The following is an 18,359-nucleotide window of genomic DNA, read 5'->3' as shown; positions in this document are numbered from 1 at the left end:
GATCAGACGGCGTCCGGTCCGCGTTCACCCGTCCGGACCTGCACTGCATCCTCCACGTCGATCACGAAGATCTTCCCGTCGCCGGGCTCGCCGGTGTGTGCCCCCTCCTGGATCGCATCGACCACGTCGTCGGCCGGGATGTCGGCGACGACACACTCGATTTTGACTTTCTGGTGGAGGTCGACGACGTACTCCTCGCCGCGCCACTGGCCTTTCTTGGCGGGCTGTGAACCGCGGCCGGAGACGTTCGTCACCGTCAGCGACGGTGCGCCGACCTCCGCCAGCGACTCCTTGACGTCGCCGAGCTTGTCCGGCCGCACCATCGCGACGACCATCTTGATCTCGTCAGTCATCGTTGGTCACCTCCGTGAAGTTCGTCGTCCCACCGTCGGCGACGACGCCCTCGCCGCTGCCGAACTCGGGGTAGGTCTCGACGCCGTGCTCCGAGACGTCCAGGCCTTCCTGTTCGTGCTCGGGCGTAACGCGTGCCTGTCCGACCGCCTTGAGAGCGCCCCAGATGAGGCCGGTCGCGGCGACCGTCCAGACCGTGATGATCGCGACGCCGATCAGCTGCGTGACGAAGCCGTCGATCATGAAGCCGACGTTGGCACCGCCGGCCCAGGCGTCGACCGCGACGAAGGAGTACAGCAGGGTCCCGAGGACGCCTGCGCTCCCGTGGACCGGGAAGACTGCACACACGTCGTCGATCTGGAGGCGTTTCTCGACGAACTCGAAGACGATCGGCAGCTGTGCACCGGCGAGCCCGCCGACCAGGAAGGCACCCCACCAGGTCGTCGTGTTGGGGATCGCGGTGATGCCGACCAGACCGGCGAGGAGACCGTTGGCGACGTACAGCGTATCGACTTTGCTGGTCTTGACCCAGGAGATCAGACCGGCACCGATGGCCCCGCTGGCCATGGCGATCGTCGTCGTCATCGCGACACGCCCGACGTACGAGAAGTCACCGAGCGCGATTGCGCCCTCTTCGATGCTGAAGACGGTGGCGGCGGTGCCGACGTTGAAGCCGTACCAGCCGAAAGCGAGGATCAGCGTCCCCAGCACGGCGAAGGTCATCGAGTGGCCGGGGATGACGTTGGCGCTGCCGTCCTCGTTGTACCGTCCCATGCGCGGCCCCAGCACGTAGGCCGCCGTCAGACCGGCGATACCGCCCATGCCGTGGACGACCATGCCGCCAGCGAAGTCGGCGAAGCCAAGGCCCGCGAGGAGCCCGCCGTCGTACCACGACATCCCGCTGACCACCGGGTAGATCACTGCGGCGATGAGGACCGTGTACGTGATGTACGCGCGGAGCTTCGCGCGACCGGCGACGGCCCCGGAGACGATCGTCGCCGCCGTCATCGCAAAGACGGCCCCGAACAGCCACGTCACCCAGCCCGACGAGCTACCGTTCATCTGCCAGGAGAGTCCGGCACCGCCGACCAGTCCCTCGACGGTCGCCCCGACGAGGAAGAACAGTGCGACGCCGACACTCCAGGTCAGGAGGTTCTTCGTCAGCTGGTTCGCGACGTTCTTCGAGCGCACCTGGCCCGCCTCCAGCATGGCGAAGCCCGCGTGCATGAAGAAGATCAGGAACGTTACCACCAGTACCCACAGGAGGTTGACTCCCTCGACAATCGTTTCTGGGCTCGACTGTAGTAGTTCGTACGTCATTGTTTTGGATCGTGTTTGAATTGCGTCTGAATGTCCATCTTTACCTCCGTATCGCCCGTCATCGTCAACTTGCTCACGGAAGTGGTCTTGCCGTAGCCCTACATAAGGATTTGCTTTACAATAACAGAGATAGGAGGGTGTTGCGTAGACGACCGTCCAGATTAAGGTATGATATTATCGATATAAGGTTGTATTCCGTCCAGAAAACCGCCGCCTGTTCGCCCGGATTTCGAACGTTCGTCAACCGGGAGAACGGCCGATTCCGGTGCTTCGGGGGTATTTCGCTCGCGCGCACCCGCCGCCAGCAGTGTCGCCGCGCCGGTCCCGGACAGTCGTGACGTGGGCGCGTCGGCGCTGCTCGTCCGGGCTCACGACTGGGGTCGATCGGGCTCGCGGTCGAAGACCGACAGAATCGGCGTCGTCGCGGGGAGATGCGGGAGCAGGTACTCGTCGTCGGACAACTCGACGACGACCGTCTCGGTGCCGAGCAGCCGATCGAGAAGCGTCCGTTCGATCCGAACGGCCGTCTCGTCCCAGGGTTCGACGCGCCACAGCGAGACGCCGAACAGCCGGTCGTACGCGACGAGGGCACGCTCGTCCTGGGCGGCGCGGTACTCGACTGCGCCGTATCGCAGCAGGTGGTCGATAGAGACGAGTGTCAGTGGAACCGCAACGGCCAGCGCGACCAGGAGTCCCACGACGAGCCAGGCGCTGCCGAAGGCAAACAGCGCCGCGACGGCCAGCAGAAAGACACCGAGAAACGCGACCCCCGGGTGCTGTGGGAGACGTAGCGCGCCCCCGAGGACGCGACCCGCGAGCGTCGGTCGAACCCGGTCGGCCGCGTCGGCGGGCACACCCGCGACCGACTGGGGTTCCGACGGGGGCTGAGACCACCCGTACGTCTCGTCGTACGAGACGAAGTAGACGGCGAGTCGGTCGCTGTACACGCTCAGGAAATCAGAGGCGAACTTCAGACCGATAATCGCGAGCAGCAGCGCCGGACCGACGGCAGTGGGGTCGAGCGACCCCAGCGTCGTGTCGGGTCCAGCGGTGACGAGACCGACCATCGTGAGCGTGAATATACCGGCAAAGAACACGGTGAAGATGCGAAAGACGACACCGCTGATGGCGGTCTGGGAGTTGTGGTTCCGGTACTCGCCACGCAGGAAGTAGGTCCGTATCGTCGACACACCGGTCGTACAGAGGATCGCGAGCGTGGCCAGGGTCACGCTGGCGATCGTGTCGTCGTCGAGCGCCGACGTGCCCAGTGGGCCGACGAGGAAGGCACCGGCGAACAGCCAGACCCCGGCGACGACCAGCACCGCGATCGGGAGGGTCAGCAGCGTCACGACGTGGATCTGGAGGTCGGTCCACGGAACGTCGAGCGTCGGCCGGCGCTGTGCCACCGCTCCGATCAACAGCCCGTCGGTGTCGATCTCGGGCGGGCGGGCGGCAAACAGCGCACGCACGAACGCCCACACCGCGTCGACGGCGAGTTCGAACCAGTAGAGCACGAGGAGGGCGGCGACGTTCCACTCGAAGGCGACGACGCCGACGACCGGCACGGCGTTGGTGAGGGTAATCTCTGCGAGTTCGAGCCGACGGCTGTCCGTCGACGGGACGATCCGGCGGAGGGCGACCATCTACGCGTCGGTAGCGACGCTCGGTAAATGAATGGCCCGGTAGCCCGCCGTCCGATCTGGACCCACGGCCGTGTCACGGAAAGGGAGAGCTGGCGAGTGCGGCGACCACACCGCCCGGCGACCTCAGAGCTGCTGGGCGATGTCCTCGGCGAAGTAGGTGAGGATGAGGTCCGCGCCGGCCCGCTTGATCGAGAGCAGCGACTCGTGGGCGACCGCGTCGAGGTCGAGCCACCCCTTCTCGCTGGCGGCGTGCAACATCGCGTACTCGCCGCTGACGTTGTAGGCGGCGACGGGGTGGTCGTAGGACTCGCGGATCTCCCGGACCACGTCGAGGTAGGGCAGCGCGGGCTTGACCATCAGCACGTCCGCGCCCTGCTCGACGTCGAGGGCGACCTCCCGCATGGCCTCGCGGCCGTTCGCGGGGTCCATCTGGTAGTGTCGCCGGTCGCCGAAGGCGGGTGCGCCGTCGGCGGCGTCGCGGAAGGGACCGTAGAACGCCGACTCGTACTTGGCCGCGTAGCTCATGATCGGCACGTCCGAGAAGCCGTCGTCGTCGAGCGCCTCGCGGATCGCCCCGACCATCCCGTCGGTCATGCTGGAAGGCGCGACCATGTCTGCTCCCGCGCGAGCGTGCGAGACCGCCGTCTTCGAGAGCAGTTCCAGGGTCGGGTCGTTGCGGACCGTCAGCGTCGGGTCGTCGGCCGCGCCCGCCTCGACGATCCCGCAGTGGCCGTGACTGGTGTACTCACAGAGACACACGTCAGTGATGACGTAGGCGTCGGTCTCGTCGGTGATCGACCGGACCGCGCGCTGGACGACGCCGTCGGTCGCCCAGGCTCGCGAGCCGCGTTCGTCCTTTGTCTCGGGAACGCCGAAGACGATCACCGCCTCGACGCCGGTCGCCAGCACCTCCTCGACGCGGTCGACGGCCGCCTCGACGGGAACGCGTTCGTGACCCGGCATCGTCTCGATGGGCACCCGCTCGTCGGTGGTGGCGTCGACGAAGATCGGCGCGATCAGGTCCGCTGGCGAGAGAGCGGTCTCGCTGACCAGCCCGCGGACGCCGTCGGTCCGGAGCCGGCGAGGTCGGCGTGTCGGTTGCATACGAGGGTCTCGGTGGCTCGGCCCAATGAAGTCACCGCTCCGAGTGGCCCGGCGGCGCTGGTCTGTCGATCCCGGGGCGAACGTTTTCGGTCGCGTCGCCCGAACGGCGAACTATGACCGCTGGCACCGTGACCGTCGCGGGCAGCGCGCTCCTGGTGGTTGCCCTCGGCGTCCTGATCAGGTTCGGTCGCGTGACGACTCTCATCGCGGGCGTCGGCCCCGACGACAGCCCAGAGCCGTCGGTGGTCGACGCCGTCGGCACGTACACGATCCTCGTCGGTCTCGGGACGGGCGCGATGGCCGTCCTGACCCACACCGGCGGCGCGACCGATCGGCTCTGGGCCGCCTACACCGCCGTGATCGTCGCGAGTGTCGTCGCACTGATCGTCTGGGTGAACCGCACGGACGACGGGTAACAGAAAGCATTTGCACCGCAGGATCGTTGCCCCTGTCGAATGGCCTCTCTGGCGTTCCCCGCACGCTCGCGGCTCCGGACGTGGGCCGAGGAGTACGGCCTGCTCGCGATCGCGCTCTCGTTCGTCGTCCTGGCGGGAGCCGGTGTGGCGCTGTTCGTCGTCGGCGACGAGCAACTGGCCCGCGAGCTGATCCAGCGGTACGGGCTCGCGGCGCTGCTCGTGATCTTCGTCCTCGAAGGCGCGATGCTGCTGTACTTCGCCCCCAGCGAGGTGCTCGTCCCCGCCGCCATCGGCGCGCTGGCGACGACCGACGCGGGCTACGACTGGGGTGTGATCGTCGCCATCTTCGTGGTGGCCGTCGTCGGGGCGACGGCGGGCCAGACGGCCCTGTTCGTGCTCGCTCAGCGGGGCGGCCGCGAGTGGCTCCTGCAGAAGCCGTGGTTCCGCGTCAGCGAGTCGAAGCTCGACCGCTTCGACGGCTGGTTCGATCGCTGGGGGCACGCCGCCGTCCCCGTCAGCAACGCGCTCCTGTTCACCCGCGGTATGTTGACGGTGCCGGCGGGCGTCGCCGAGATGCGCGTTCGGCGGTTCGCCGCGCTGTCGGCCGCCGGGACGCTGGTCTTCGAGACGTGGCTCGCGGTCTCGTTTTACTACCTCAACGAGGCCGGCTTCCTGTGGTTCCTGTGATAGACCGGGCGACGACGAACTGGTCGGCTAACAAAGGTAAAGTGTCTCTGCGCTGGAGGTACGGGTATGAGCAACACGGACCTCGACGACGTGGACAGGGCGATCCTGTACGCGCTGCAGGAAGACGCCCGCGACATGTCGTCGGGGGACATCGCAGAACGAACCGGCACCTCGGACAGCACGGTCCGCAAGCGCATCCAGCGCCTCGAAGGCGACGAGATCATCAAAGGGTACAGCGCCGAGGTGGACTACCAGGAGTCGGGCTATCCGCTCCGCATGCTGCTTTTCTGTACCGCGTCGATCCCGGAGCGGGGCGAGATCGTCCCGGAGATCCTGTCGATCGACGGCGTCGTCTCCGTCCAGGAGCTGGTCACCGGCGAGGAGAACCTCCTCGTGACGGTCGTCGGCGAGTCCGACAGCGACATCACGCCGGTCGCACAGGAACTGCTCGACATGGGCGTGACGGTCGCCGACGAGGTGCTCGTTCGGAGCCACGAGACGACGCCCTTCGGCGAGTTCGACCCGGAAGACAGTTAACAGATCACGCGCTCGACGTCCAGCGCGGTCGCGCGCCGGACGACGCTCTCGACGGGGTGGCGTGAGCCGGCCAGATTGTCCGAGTCGCCGTCGAGGACGGTCAGGGCCGCCCGCTTGCCGGGCGCGACGACGCCACAGTCGAGGCCCGCGATCTCGGCCCCGGCCGTCGTCGCCATCCGCAGTACCTCGCGGGCGCTCACGTCGAACTGCCGGACCGTGTACGCCATCTCCCGGAACATCGACGGCGGATTCAGCATGACGTTGTCCGTCCCGAGCGCGACGGTCGTGTGATCGAGCAGGTCTCGAATCGGCGGCCGGCCGACGCCGAGGACCGTGTTGGCGCGCGGACACACCGCCACCGGAACGGACTGCTCGGCGACGCGTTCGAGGTGCTCCCCTGCGGCGTGGACCATGTGGACGAGCAGGTCCGGCTCCAGATCGAGCGCGGGGTGGATGTCCGTCTGATCCGGTTCTCCGGCGTGAATGGCGAAGGGGACGCCCCGGTCGGCCGCTGCATCGCGCTGTGGCCCGAAGTCGTCGTCGTTGGCACCGCTGGCTCCGAAGCCGTCGGCCACGTCGAGGACCGACGCGTCCCCGCTCCCGAAGACGAACGGATCGATCGACAGCGGCTCGGCGGCCTCACGGAGCGTCCGCGCGCCCTCGATGCCGAACTCCCGGAAGTCCAGCGTCGAGACGGTCCCGGTCCGCTGCATGAATCGAAGCGTCCGGCGCATCGCGGTGACGAGCTCGGTCCGGTCGGCTTCGGCCAGTCGACGGTGTTTCAGGCTGTCGGGCGGTGCGACCGCCGCTTCGAGCGAGAGTCCGACGGCGGCGTCTTTCGCGACCGCGTCCCCGAGGTGGGTGTGCGCGTTGACGAACGCCGGCAGGATGATGTCCGTCGACGCGGTGTCGGTCTCTTCGATCGCCTCGATCCGGCCGTCTTCGACGACGACACGGCCGGTAACGGGTTCGAACGACTCACCGACGAGAACGGTTCCCTCTAACGCAGGCATACCCGTGGTGATGGACAGAGAACGATATGGTTTTCTATACGCGATATTCGAACGATCCGGTAGCGTTATGGGCCGGCGTGGGCAAGCCGACGGCAACGCGGCGGAAAACGAGAGCGGTCTCCGCGACGGTGACAGTGTGTGAGCAAACCGTCGGTACCGTGCTCGAAGCGCTCGAAGAACGGCGATTTGGGGCCGGGTCGAGCGAGGGATCTGGCGGGCGGCTGGCCCTCGTCGTCTCGTGTTCGATGGCCCGCACGGTGGCGTTCGGGTGACTCTCAGAGGGGGAGACCATCACGTTCTATAATCCACTTCTTCCAGAACGATCTGGTAGTATAGATAGTTTTAATAGACAGTCTGTTCGTACATCTGGGTGAAGATGACCGATCGCTGTGATCGCGTGTGCCACGCGGGGGGTGATCGGTCGGAGACGGACCAAACGATGACCGGACAAACGCAGACGACGACCGTAGGACAGCTACCGACGCCAGACGGCGAGGACTCGCGCGTCGCGGCGACACTGACGCGACTCGTGTGGGTCCTCTGTGTCGCGAGTATCGGCGTGTTGGCGCTTCGGCTCCGGGGCGGCGGACCCTGGGAACTCGACGGTCTCGTCGCGGTCGACGGCCTGACCGCCGTGATGTGGGTGACGGTCACCTTCGTCAGCGGGATCGTCCACAGCTACTCGCGCCGCTACATGGCCGGCAACCGGACGATCGATCGCTTCTTCGGGCGCGTGTTCGCGTTCACGCTGATCGTGATGGTCCTGGTTGCCGCCGACGCCCTCGCGCTGTTCGTGGCCGCGTGGCTGGCGATGGGGCTGGTGATGGCCGACCTGATCGGCCACGTCGACGGGTGGCCACAGGCACGGGCCGCCGCCGCGCTCTCGCGCCGGTACTTCCTGGCCAGCACCGCCGCGCTCGCGGTCGCGCTCGGAACGCTGTGGTGGCACACCGGCGCGACGACGGTCTCCGGCGTCGCGTCGGCGCTGGGCGAGGCCTCCGGGACGGTCGTGCTGTTTGTGGCGACCGCGCTCGTGCTGGCGGCGATGATCCAGTCCGCGCTCGTCCCGTTCCACACCTGGCTCGTCTCGTCGATGACCGCACCGACGCCAGCCTCTGCACTGATGCACGCCGGCTTCGTCAACGCCGGTGGCGTCCTGCTGGTTCGCTTCGCGCCGGTGGTCACCGTCGACAGCGCGTTCATGCTGGCCGTCGCCGTCGTCGGTGCGACCAGCGCGCTGTCGGGAAAGCTCCTGAAGACCGTCCGCACGGACGTGAAAGGGAAGCTCGGCTGTTCGACGGTCGGCCAGATGGGGTTCATGATCATGCAGGCCGGCCTCGGGTTCTTCGGGGCCGCCGTCACGCACCTCATCCTGCACGGGTTCTACAAGGGCTACCAGTTCCTGAGCTCGGGGAGTCAGGTGGCCCACGAGAGCCCGAAGTCGACGACGGCGACCAGTTCGGCGGGACCCCTCGGCGCGGTCGTGGTCGCCGCCACCGCACTGGCCGGCGGCGTCCTGTTCGCCGCGCTCACCGGGAAAGGGACGAAGCTGGACAGCGGGCTGGTGCTCACGCTGCTGGTCGTGCTGACGGTGCTTCACGCCGCGCGCGATCTCGTCACGCGGTCGGCGCTGCCCACATCGGTCCGGTACGGGGCCGTCCCGCTGGTGGCGTTGCCGGCGATCGGGATCTACGCCGCCGTCTACGGGACGATCGAGGGACTGCTCGGCGGACTGCCGGGGGTCGGAGCGACCGCGGAGCTGACGGTGGCCCACGGACTCATCGCCGCCGCGTTCGTCGCCACGTACCTCGCGATCGAGCGCGGTGCCTACAAGCACAGCCAGCGCCTCTACGTGGTGCTTTTGAACGCCACACAGCCACCGTCCGAGACGCAACTGACCGCGACGGAGGAGTACAATGAGTACTGACGACGCGATCCACGAGAGTATCGAGACGGCAGCACAGACGGTCGGCTCCCGCTGGCCGTTGCACTCGTTCGTGACGGCCAACCCCCTCTCTGGCTTCGAGGACCAGCCCTTCCACGAGGCCGTCGCGGCCGCAGCAGACACGCTGGGGAGCGACGGCTACCCCGACGCCGACGTGTTCCGCCGCGCCTGGGAGGACGGACGGATCGACCCCGACGTTCTCCGTGATACGTTGCGCGAACACGGGTACGAGAGCGAGCCCGAGGCGACGCTCGACCGCATGGCAACGGCGGAGCGGGCCGAGGCGACCGAGACGGCGACCGCAACCGACCGGGTCGACGCGGTGCTGACCAAGTGGCTGTCGGCGTTCCTCGATCAGGGACAGGCCAAGTGGCCGATGCCGGAACGCGAGGACGGCTTCTACGACGCGTTCCGCGCCGTCGCTCGCCACGACGGGGAAATCCCAGACGCCGAAGCGATCGCCGAGCTTCCGGACCGTCCGCTGGACGCCATCCGAGAGCAGCTCGTGAACGATCCCGTCGGAGAGTGGCCGGAGATCTTCGAGTTCCACCTGGCCGCGCTGCCGGGCTGGACCGGCCTGCTCAAGCAGCGGGCCGACGACGGGGACGCCTGGCAGTCCGCGTACCCGATCACGCTGGCCGGCTACCTGGCGGTTCGCCTGACGCTGGTCGACCTATTCGACGCCCCGCGCACGCCCGAAGAGGCAGACGGAGACGACGCCACGGCCGACGGAGCCGTCCCGCTCCCCGAGGTCTGGCTGACCGCCTGGGAAGCGACCTACCGCTCGGCGCTCGTCGCGGAGCTCACCGACGCCAGCGAGTCGGTCGCAGCGACCGACGAGGGGGACAGACCGGACGCACAGCTCGTCTTCTGTATCGACACGCGCTCGGAGATCATCCGCCGCCACGTCGAGGCCGCTGGCGACTACGAGACCCACGGCTACGCCGGCTTCTTCGGCGTCCCGATGCGCTACGAGGGCCACGACGCAGCGGTGGCCGTCGACGCCTGCCCGCCGATCCTCGACCCACAGCACCGCATCGCGGATCACCCCACGGACGGCGAGGGGTCGCGCCACGCCGAACACGACCGCTGGACGGCGATGCGCGAAGCCGCCGAGAGCGTGATCGGGCGGCTCCGCTCCAACGCCGCGACGGCGTTCAGCTACGTCGAGAGCACCGGCGCGGGGTACGGGGCCGCACTCGCGGCCCGGACGCTGGTCCCTGGACGCGTCCACGACCTGGTCGACGCCGTCGACGATCGCACGCCCGACGACCACGCTGTCTGGGAGCCGGCCGTCGATCACGATCCGGACCACGCCCACGAACTCCCGGCGGGGCTGACAGTCGAGGAGAAGACCGAGTACGCCGCGACGGCCTTCGAGTTGATGGGGTGGGAGCAGTTCGCCCGTCTCGTCGTGTTCACCGGCCACGCGAGCCAGACGGCGAACAACCCCTTCGACGCCAGCCTCGACTGCGGTGCCTGCGCCGGCAATCCCGGCGGCCCCAGCGCCCGCGTCCTCGCCGCTCTCTGCAACGACGAGGCCGTCAGGGAACGCCTGCGTGACCGCGGCATCGACGTGCCCGAAGACACCTACTTCCTGGCGGGCGAGCACAACACGACCACCGACGAGATCGAGCTGTACGCGGACGCCGTCCCCGAGACACACGCCGAGGACGTACGACAGCTCCGTGCGGACCTCGAAACCGCGCGGGCCGGCGCGGCCGCCGAGCGCGCCGACGACATGGGCGCGGACGGCGACGCGGGCCGTGAGACGCACCGCCGCGCGGCCGACTGGGCAGAGACGCGCCCGGAGTGGGGTCTGGCGGGCAACGCTGGCTTCGTCGTCGGCCCGCGGGAACTCACCGACGGGCTCGATCTGGACGCCCGCGCGTTCCTCCACTCCTACGACTGGACGACCGACGACGAGGGCGACGCGCTCGAAGGCATTCTGACCGGGCCGATGGTCGTCACCCAGTGGATCAACGCCCAGTACTACTTCTCGACGGTCGACAACGCCGTCTTCGGCAGCGGCTCGAAGGTGACCCACAACCCCGTCGGCAACGTCGGCGTCTACCAGGGCAACGGCGGCGACCTGCTGACCGGCCTCCCGCTGCAATCGCTGATGGCTGCCGACGACGAACCGTACCACCAGCCGCTCCGCCTCTCGACGGTCGTCCACGCGCCCGTCGAACGCGTCACCGACGTGCTGGCCGACAACCCGTCGGTGACGGAGCTACTGGACAACGACTGGCTCCACCTCACCGTCGTCGACCCCGAGCAAGAGCACCGCGCGTTCCACTACACCGAGGACCTGGAGTGGACGCCAGTCGACGAGCAGGCACCGACGACCCCGGAACAGACAGCCACGGCGACGCCCTCGACGGCCGACGACTGATCTCCCGTCCGAGCAGCTACTCGGGGCTGTCGACTCGCTCGGCGACCCACTCGGCGGCGGCCTCGACCGCCTCCGGGTCGGTCCCCGACACCTTCACCCGCCCGTCCGCGTCCCCGTGTGCCGGATAGCTGCCGACCGCCACGTCGAACTGCTCGCGAACGCCCGCGAGCACGTCCTTCAGCGCGCCCTCGGGCGTGGCCGTCGGGACGGACTCGGCAACCGCGTCGCCGCCGAAGTCGTCGGCGACGCTGTCGAACATCGCTTGCAACTCCTCGGGGAAGCCGGGGAAGACGTAGACGTTCTCGACCACGCAGCCGGGGTTGAAGCTGGCCGCCGTCTGGAGCGGGCGGGCGTCTGCGGGAAGCGCGGCCGTCTCCGCGAAGTCCAGATCGAAGTCGTGTTCCTCGTAGCGTTCTGGGTTCTGCTCGCGGTACTGACGAGCCTTCTCCTCGACGCGCTCGCGCACGTCGGGCTGGACGGTCATCTCGCGGTCGAAGGCGTCGGCGACCGCTTCGAGAGTCACGTCGTCGGGCGTGTCGCCCAGGCCGCCCGTGACGATCACGGCGTCGAAGGTGTCGGCCCACTCTCTGACGTGGCGAGCGATCAGCGCCCGGTCGTCGGGGATCGTAAGCATCCGCGTGACCGTGACCCCGCGCTCGGTCAGCTGGCGGGCCAGCCACCCGGCGTTCGTGTTCTCCGTGTCCCCCGAGAGGATCTCGTCGCCGACGGTGATGAGCGCGACCTGCATCGGCCCGTCGTTAGACCCTCGGGGAGGTAAGTGTTGGCGACGGTTACGCCGCGCTCTCGACGGCGATGGCTTCGGCCAGCAACTCGGTGACGCCGACGATCTCGATGTCGTCCTCGTAGTCGCCGGTCTTGCGGCCGTCCTCGTACATCGTCATGCACATCGGGCAGGCGACGACGAAGCGGTCCACCGCCGCGCCGGCTTCGGTGTCCTCCAGGGCCTCGCGCAGGCGCTCCTCGCTGGGTTTCTCCTCCTCTTCGAGGTCCATCCAGAGGCCGCCACCGCCCCCGCCACAGCAGAAGGAGTCGTCGCGGTTGCGGGGCATCTCCGCGCGGTCGACGCCCGTCGCGTCGATCAGCTCCCGCGGGGCCTCGAACTCGCCGTTGTACCGCCCGAGGTGGCAGGGGTCGTGGTAGGTGACGGTGTCTGTGAGCGTCGCGGGCACGGCCAGTCGCCCGGTCTCGACGAGGTCGGCGACGACCTGCGTGTAGTGGGCCACGTCCGCGCCGTCCCACTCGCAGGCCTCGAACTCGGGGTACTCGTGTTTGAACGTGTTGAACGAGTGGGGGTCCGTACAGACGATCCGGTCGAACTCGCAGTCCTGGATGGCCGCGGCGTTGTCCTCGACGAGCATCTCGTAGAGCCCCTCCTCGCCGACGCGGCGCACGTCGTTGCCGTCGGTCTGCTCGTCCTCGTAGAGGATGCCGTAGGAGACATCGGCCGCCTCGAAGACCCGAGCGAGGGCCGTCGCGATCTCCTGGTTGCGGTCGTCGTAGCTGGGGTAGTCCCCGACGTACCAGAGGTAGTCGACGGGCTCGTCGCGGGCGTCGGGCACGTCGAACTCGAGGTCGTCGGTCCAGTCGGGCCGCTTGCGCTCGGGTTCGCCGAAGGTGTTGCCCTGCTGGAAGACGTTCATCATCGCGTCCTGGACGTGTTCGTCCATCTGACCCGACTCCGTCAGCCGGCGGTTCATCTCGGTGAAGTGGGTGAGGTGTTCGATCTCGACCGGGCAGGCGTCCATGCAGGCCATACAGGCCATACAGGACTCCATCGTCGCGCTGTCGATGACTGACGTGCCTCCATCAGCGATAATGTCGACGGCCTCGCCGCCGGCATCGCGGTCCTCGCGGTACTGTTTCAGGTCGAGGATCACGTCGCGGGGATCGAGCGGGCGGCCCGACTCCTTGGCCGGACACGCCGACGAGCAGCGGCCACACTTCGTGCAGGCGTCCTGGTCGAGCAGCTGTTTCCAGGAGAAGTCGTCGATCTCGCTGGGGCCGATCTCCTCGGGGCTGGCGTCGGCGGGGACGCCGGGGAGTCGCTTGCCGGCCTTCTCGTCGCGAGTGACGACGTTGGCGAACGACGACAGCATGTGGAAGGGCTTGGCGTAGGGGACCCAGGCGACGAACGCGAGCGCCAGCAGCGAGTGGCTCCACCAGATCACGGGGTAGGCAGCGGTCGCCATCTCGGGGGTGACACCGGCGGCGGCGAGCCACTCCTTGCCCGCCCAGCCGACGAAACTCCACGTCTCGAAGCTCACGTCACGGACCGCGCTCGTCCCGAGGATGCGGACGGCCTCGGTGACATACCCGCCGACGCCGAGCAAGAAGAGGACGCCGAGGAAGTAGTCGTCTTCCCGGGAGGTGTGGCGGCCGTGGAGTCGGTCCGTCCGGCGGCCGTACCGCCGCCACATCGCGACGCCGACGCCGACGACGAACAACAGCCCCATCGCGTCCATCACGAAGGAGTACGAGAGATAGAAGTCGCCGACGAAAAAGGACTCGCCGGTCAGGGGCCGGTAGAGGTCCATGTCGATGCCCAGGATGGTCGTCCCGATCAGCAGCGTCAGAAAGCCCCAGAAGACGAACGTGTGCATCACGCCCGCGACGAGGTCGCGGTCGAACTGCTTGGCGTTTGTCAGCGCGAGGCGCGCGCCCGAGAGGATCCGCGAGGGGAGCGCGTCCAGACGCGGGAACGGCTCGTCGCTCCCGCGCGTGTAGCGAGTGATACGCTCGTACACGCCGAAGGCGAACACGAGCAACGCCAGCGCCGCGAGGTAGTAGAACACCGCCTTTCCGACCGGTCCGATCTGCCAGAAGGTCGGTCTGGTGGTGGTCTGGAGTGGAACTGTCATGTGCTACCACGAACCGGGAGCCGCTTAAATTTTGCTCCGAACCCGCGCCGTCTTGCGGGAATGATACAACTGTTTTGAGTTGTCTGCCTCGTCGGCGATCGCAGTCTTGCCACGTCGTCGACAAGTATAAACGGTAGAAGGCACAGACGTACGGTCCGATGGACGAGAAAACCGAGGAACTCCGTGACATCTTCGTCGACGTAGCGGGCGAGGACACCGTCACCGAGCGCCAGGAGGACGGCCACGGCTCGCTACTCTCCGACGAGGGGGGCGTCGAAGAGCGCCTGCTGACAGTGATCGACCGCCTGCGCGAGCGCTTCGAGGTGGACACGCCGCTGTCGGACGAGGCACTCGTCACGGTCGTCCGTCGCTACTACGAGGGCGACGACGACGCGGCCATCGCCGACGCCGTCGACGCCGACACCGACGTGGTCACCCGTGCCCGGATCGACCTCCACCTGCTCCGCGACGAGGACACCGACGCACCGTTCGACCTGGCGCGACTGCGCGAGGCCGACACCGGCGAGACCGTCCGCGAGGCGTTCGATCTCACGGAAGCCGAACTGGCACGCTACCGGCGCGTCGTCGCCGCCCAGACCCGCGCCCGGCAAGTCAGCGGCCGCTTCCAGAGCGAGTACGAAGACGTGCTCCACGACGCCGGGATCGGGACGGTGTTGACCGACGGCGTCCGTGACGACGGGCTGAAAGAAGCGACCGAAGACATCGGCTCGCTGGAGGAAGACGCCGACGTGGACTTCTAATACTACCGGCTGTGACGATCTTCGCCGGTCGCGAGCGGCGTGTCGACAGCCGAATCAGCCGTGAGCGATCACGTCGACCGTCTGATCGGTACGAACCGTCACGTCGTGGCCGGCGTAGGCGAACGTGAGCACGCCGAGCGTCTGGCGACCGCTGAACAGCGCGTCCAGCGCGTCCGGGTCGACGGCTTCGTACAGCGGTGGGAGTTCCATCACCGGCTGTCCAGTGTGTGAACTGACCGCGCGGACGATCGCGGTGCTTGGCTCCCACTCGTCGTCGATTTCGACACCGTTCCTACGTTCGGTCGCTGCCATGTTTCGCAGATATTCACGCTAATTAATAAAAGTTCGTCAGACAGTTCAGCGGATTGTACGAACAGGACGGCGTCCGGACACCGCGACAGAAGTGTCAGTCTGAAAGCTGATCGGCAGTATCAGTCGCCCGCTGCGGACTGACCGCTGTCGGCGTCGGTCCCCGACGACAGCGGCGTCCGTTCGACGACGGTGCCGTCGTAGGTCGGGTGTTGCCGCGAGTACCTTTTTCCGCCTCGGATTTCCTCGTTCGCTTCGCTCACTGCGGCGAACCGCTCGGCGCAAAAATCTACGCTAAAAAGGCTGCAGCCTCGTTACACTCGGCTGCAAGGAACCGGCGACTCCGTCGCCGGACAGACTCAGTCTCCAGCCGCCGACTGCCCGCTTCCCGACTGCCCCGACGACAGCGGCGTCCGTTCGACGACGGTGCCGTCGTAGGTCGGGTGCTGTTCGACGATCTCGCCGTTGGGCACGTCGCCGTCCTCGACCATCTCCTCGAGGAGCCACCAGGCGAGTTCGACGTGCTCCGATTTCACGGCGTAGAACTCCTCGGGCACGCCCAGTTCCTGCAGGCGGTCCTCGCCGACCCAGGTCTTGCCGTAGACGAGCGTGCCGTCGTCGGTGATCTCGTCGAACTCGCGGCCGATGTTGCGGGCCATGCGCTTCATCCGAGAGCGGTGCTGGGCGGCGTCTTTGAACACGGAGGTACAGAAGTAGACCTTCTCGTGGTCGCCCATCGTCTCCAGGATCTCGTGGCTGCCTTCGACGGCGCTCATGTGGCCTTCCTTGCGCTCGAAGCCCTCCTCTTGCATCCGCCGGAAGTTCCCGTCGGACATCTCGAACTCGTTGATGTTGCAGAACTCCGCCGCACCCTCGTCGAGAAAGTCGAGGAACTCCGTTTCGGCGCGGATGCCTGGGATCTCGAAAGCCGGCGTGAGCCCCTCCTCGCGTGCGATGTAGAGGATCTCCTCCCACTCGGTGCCATGCAAGTCGCCCCACTGTTCGAGGGGCGGGTGAAAGCGGATCTCGTCGAGGCCGGCCTCGCTGAGGCGGCGCATGTTCTCGCGCCCGCCCGTGATCCCCGTATAGAGGTGCGTGTGGTGGTCCTCGCCGAACTCGTCTTTCAGAAGTTCGAGGTAGTGACACGTTCGGTCCAGCGCCTCCTGGGGCTCGCCACCCGTAATGGAGGTCCCCAGCGCGTCCATCAGTTTCGCCTCGGCGATCACGTCCTCGTCGGACTCGACGGGGCGCTCGTTTGCGTACACCTGGTCGACGTTCTTCCGGTTCTCGCCCAGCGGACAGTAGAAGCAATCGCGCTGGTCACAGTAGCCATAGACGAACATGACCATCTTCCCGCCCTCGGCACACTGTTCACAGCCCTTGGAGATCATTCAGTGCCCGGTCTTGTTCGTCCAGCGGCAAAAAGCGTCCGAAACGCGATCCCAGCGCCTCGGTCTCGTACCCACTCGTAAGTACCGGCCGTCCGTACGGAGCGTATGGCCACTCGCTCGCGGCGTGGGCTCGCGATCGTCTTCGCCGTCGTCTTTCTCGACCTGCTGGGGTTCGGGATCATCATCCCGATCCTGCCCTACTACACGCGAACGTTCCCCGGCGGCACGGAGTTCGTCATCGGACTGCTGGCGGCCTCGTACTCGCTCATGCAGTTCGTCTTCGCCCCACTGCTGGGCTCGCTCTCGGACCGGATCGGCCGCCGCCCCGTCATCGTGGTGTCGCTCGGCGGGTCGGTGATCGCCTGGACCGTCTTCGGACTGGCCGACGCGCTGTGGCTGTTGTTCGTCTCACGTATGCTCGCAGGTGCGATGGGCGGGAACCTCTCGACGGCACAGGCCTACGTCGCCGACGTGACCCCACGGGAGGACCGCGCGAAGTCACTGGGCCTGCTCGGAGCCGCGTTCGGACTGGGCTTTATCTTCGGGCCGGGGATCGGGGCCGTGTTGAGTTTCGACGCCGTCGTCGCTGCCGTCGACAGCCTCGTCCCGATCGTGGCCATCACCCGCTTCTCGCTGCCGAGTTTCGCCGCCGCCGCGGCGAGTCTCTGTGGCGTCGTCGTCACGGTGTTGTTCCTGCCGGAGTCGCTGCCGGCCCCCGCCCGCGGCGACGAGACCACACGGCGGCCGTCCCAGATCGCACAGTTGCTGACGGCCGTACAGACGACCGGGTTGCGAGAACTGCTCGCCGCGTTCTTCCTCGTCTCTTTTGCCTTCTCCGGGGTACAGATCATGTTCATCCCGTTCGTGGCCGACGTGTACGGCTACACCGCGAGTCAGAGCGCGCTCTTGCTCACGTACATCGGAGTGCTGTCGGTCGTCGTCCAGGGCGTGTTGATCGGGCGGTTGACGGCGCGATACGCCGCGGTGTCGCTGACAGTCGGTGGGACCGCGGTACTCGCAGTGGGCGTCGGGCTCTTGCCGTTCACGAACTGGCTGGGAGCCGGCGTCTTCGATCTGACCGGCGTCGCACCGTTTCTCACCGGGGAGCTGCTGGCACTGCTGGCGGTGCTGACGCTGCTGCCCCTTGGCAACGGCGTGTTGTCGGTGACGCTGACGACGATCGTCTCCCAGCGGGCCTCCGCCGCGACCCAGGGGAGCGCGTTCGGGCTGACACAGGGAGCCGGCAGCCTCGCGCGGACGGTCGGGCCGATCGTGATGGGCGGACTCTACACCGTGGTGGGCTACTGGTCGCCGTTCGTCGTCGGCGCAGTCTTGCTCGTCCCCGTCGGAGTGTTGGTCCTCCGTCTCGGGAACGCTCCAGAGCCGCCCGAGCCGCGGCCGGTCGATCCGGGACACGTCCGCTGAGACCGCCGGCTGTTACCGCTGTCTGACAGAGCCACGGTCGAAAACGCAGCACAGTACCGTTCGATAGATAGATATCTGGGCATATACCCCAGATATGTCCAGACATCGACTTATTTGTAGCCGTAATTTGGTAGTTTGATGACAGAATTATTGTTTACACGTAGAAGAGATTACTTCCAAATG

18 protein-coding genes are annotated in these 18,359 nt (G+C 67.3%); 8 read left to right on the top strand and 10 right to left on the bottom strand.

Translation table 11 applies throughout. From position 1 onward, the window contains the following. Positions 1-2 precede the first annotated feature (2 nt). From ACAH01_RS01000 to hemB, 4 genes are all read right to left on the bottom strand, one after another. Entirely contained in the window at positions 3-353 is a 351-nt protein-coding gene (locus ACAH01_RS01000) for a P-II family nitrogen regulator (RefSeq protein ID WP_015761898.1), read from the bottom strand. Beyond that, positions 346-1,671 carry an ammonium transporter gene (locus ACAH01_RS00995; protein ID WP_170093026.1) on the bottom strand — a complete coding sequence of 442 codons (1,326 nt, stop codon included), beginning with the start codon at positions 1,669-1,671 and terminating at the stop codon, positions 346-348. Before ACAH01_RS00995 ends, ACAH01_RS01000 begins: the two co-directional genes overlap by 8 nt. Before the next feature lie 368 nt (positions 1,672-2,039). Next, positions 2,040-3,314, bottom strand: a complete 1,275-nt coding sequence (locus ACAH01_RS00990; RefSeq protein WP_372479951.1) for a DUF6498-containing protein — start codon at positions 3,312-3,314, stop codon at positions 2,040-2,042. Between the two features lie 123 nt (positions 3,315-3,437). Continuing rightward, positions 3,438-4,418: a porphobilinogen synthase gene (gene hemB / locus ACAH01_RS00985; RefSeq protein WP_372479950.1), complete on the bottom strand. Its 981-nt coding sequence runs from the start codon at positions 4,416-4,418 to the stop codon at positions 3,438-3,440. 113 nt (positions 4,419-4,531) lie between these two features. On the opposite strand from hemB, the gene ACAH01_RS00980 reads away from it, so the two are divergent. The 3 genes from ACAH01_RS00980 (at position 4,532) to ACAH01_RS00970 (ending at position 6,058) form a co-directional block, all read left to right on the top strand. Next, complete coding sequence (locus ACAH01_RS00980; RefSeq protein ID WP_372479949.1) at positions 4,532-4,834, top strand: hypothetical protein; 303 nt, start codon at positions 4,532-4,534, stop codon at positions 4,832-4,834. Positions 4,835-4,873: 39 nt separating this feature from the next. Then, on the top strand, positions 4,874-5,521 hold the full coding sequence (locus ACAH01_RS00975; RefSeq protein ID WP_153552041.1) for a DedA family protein: 648 nt from the start codon (positions 4,874-4,876) through the stop codon (positions 5,519-5,521). Positions 5,522-5,587: 66 nt separating this feature from the next. Continuing rightward, the gene (locus tag ACAH01_RS00970) at positions 5,588-6,058 is read left to right on the top strand and encodes an Lrp/AsnC family transcriptional regulator (RefSeq protein ID WP_170093031.1); all 471 of its coding nucleotides are present in this window, start codon (positions 5,588-5,590) and stop codon (positions 6,056-6,058) included. Here the strand turns inward: ACAH01_RS00970 and ACAH01_RS00965 are convergent. Next, positions 6,055-7,071: an amidohydrolase family protein gene (locus tag ACAH01_RS00965; protein WP_208627487.1), complete on the bottom strand. Its 1,017-nt coding sequence runs from the start codon at positions 7,069-7,071 to the stop codon at positions 6,055-6,057. The genes ACAH01_RS00970 and ACAH01_RS00965 overlap by 4 nt on opposite strands. Positions 7,072-7,205: 134 nt before the next feature. Here ACAH01_RS00965 and ACAH01_RS00960 point away from each other — a divergent pair, with 134 nt between their 5' ends. The 3 genes from ACAH01_RS00960 (at position 7,206) to ACAH01_RS00950 (ending at position 11,411) form a co-directional block, all read left to right on the top strand. Continuing rightward, positions 7,206-7,343, top strand: a complete 138-nt coding sequence (locus tag ACAH01_RS00960; RefSeq protein WP_372479948.1) for a hypothetical protein — start codon at positions 7,206-7,208, stop codon at positions 7,341-7,343. Positions 7,344-7,510: 167 nt separating this feature from the next. Next, a complete protein-coding gene (locus ACAH01_RS00955; RefSeq protein ID WP_372479947.1) occupies positions 7,511-8,998 on the top strand; it encodes a proton-conducting transporter membrane subunit in 1,488 nt (495 codons plus the stop codon). Then, the gene (locus ACAH01_RS00950) at positions 8,988-11,411 is read left to right on the top strand and encodes a DUF2309 domain-containing protein (protein WP_372479946.1); all 2,424 of its coding nucleotides are present in this window, start codon (positions 8,988-8,990) and stop codon (positions 11,409-11,411) included. The genes ACAH01_RS00955 and ACAH01_RS00950 overlap by 11 nt, the downstream gene beginning before the upstream one ends. 16 nt (positions 11,412-11,427) lie before the next feature. Here the strand turns inward: ACAH01_RS00950 and ACAH01_RS00945 are convergent, their stop codons facing one another. Together ACAH01_RS00945 and ACAH01_RS00940 are read right to left on the bottom strand one after the other, a co-directional pair. Next, complete coding sequence (locus ACAH01_RS00945; RefSeq protein ID WP_372479945.1) at positions 11,428-12,159, bottom strand: competence/damage-inducible protein A; 732 nt, start codon at positions 12,157-12,159, stop codon at positions 11,428-11,430. Positions 12,160-12,202: 43 nt separating this feature from the next. Further along, complete coding sequence (locus ACAH01_RS00940) at positions 12,203-14,290, bottom strand: heterodisulfide reductase-related iron-sulfur binding cluster (RefSeq protein WP_372479944.1); 2,088 nt, start codon at positions 14,288-14,290, stop codon at positions 12,203-12,205. A gap of 158 nt (positions 14,291-14,448) precedes the next feature. Between ACAH01_RS00940 and ACAH01_RS00935 the strand changes: the two genes are divergently transcribed. After that, entirely contained in the window at positions 14,449-15,051 is a 603-nt protein-coding gene (locus tag ACAH01_RS00935) for a conditioned medium-induced protein 4 (RefSeq protein ID WP_372479943.1), read from the top strand. A 54-nt stretch (positions 15,052-15,105) separates the two neighbouring features. Here ACAH01_RS00935 and ACAH01_RS00930 read toward each other — a convergent pair whose 3' ends face one another. The 3 genes from ACAH01_RS00930 to ACAH01_RS00920 form a co-directional block, all read right to left on the bottom strand. Then, positions 15,106-15,363 carry a HalOD1 output domain-containing protein gene (locus tag ACAH01_RS00930; RefSeq protein ID WP_372479942.1) on the bottom strand — a complete coding sequence of 86 codons (258 nt, stop codon included), beginning with the start codon at positions 15,361-15,363 and terminating at the stop codon, positions 15,106-15,108. A gap of 119 nt (positions 15,364-15,482) precedes the next feature. Beyond that, a complete protein-coding gene (locus ACAH01_RS00925) occupies positions 15,483-15,623 on the bottom strand; it encodes a hypothetical protein (RefSeq protein WP_372479941.1) in 141 nt (46 codons plus the stop codon). A 96-nt stretch (positions 15,624-15,719) separates the two neighbouring features. After that, positions 15,720-16,751: a radical SAM protein gene (locus ACAH01_RS00920; RefSeq protein ID WP_170093039.1), complete on the bottom strand. Its 1,032-nt coding sequence runs from the start codon at positions 16,749-16,751 to the stop codon at positions 15,720-15,722. 105 nt (positions 16,752-16,856) lie between these two features. Between ACAH01_RS00920 and ACAH01_RS00915 the strand changes: the two genes are divergently transcribed. Further along, positions 16,857-18,176, top strand: a complete 1,320-nt coding sequence (locus ACAH01_RS00915) for an MFS transporter (RefSeq protein WP_170093040.1) — start codon at positions 16,857-16,859, stop codon at positions 18,174-18,176. The last annotated feature ends 183 nt before the right edge of the window (positions 18,177-18,359 follow it).

This window comes from Halomicrobium sp. HM KBTZ05, from assembly GCF_041530035.1.
Taxonomy (GTDB): Archaea; Halobacteriota; Halobacteria; order Halobacteriales; family Haloarculaceae; genus Halomicrobium.
The sequence above is the reverse complement of the archived record's forward strand: the minus strand, read 5'-3'. Positions and strand labels throughout refer to the sequence as shown.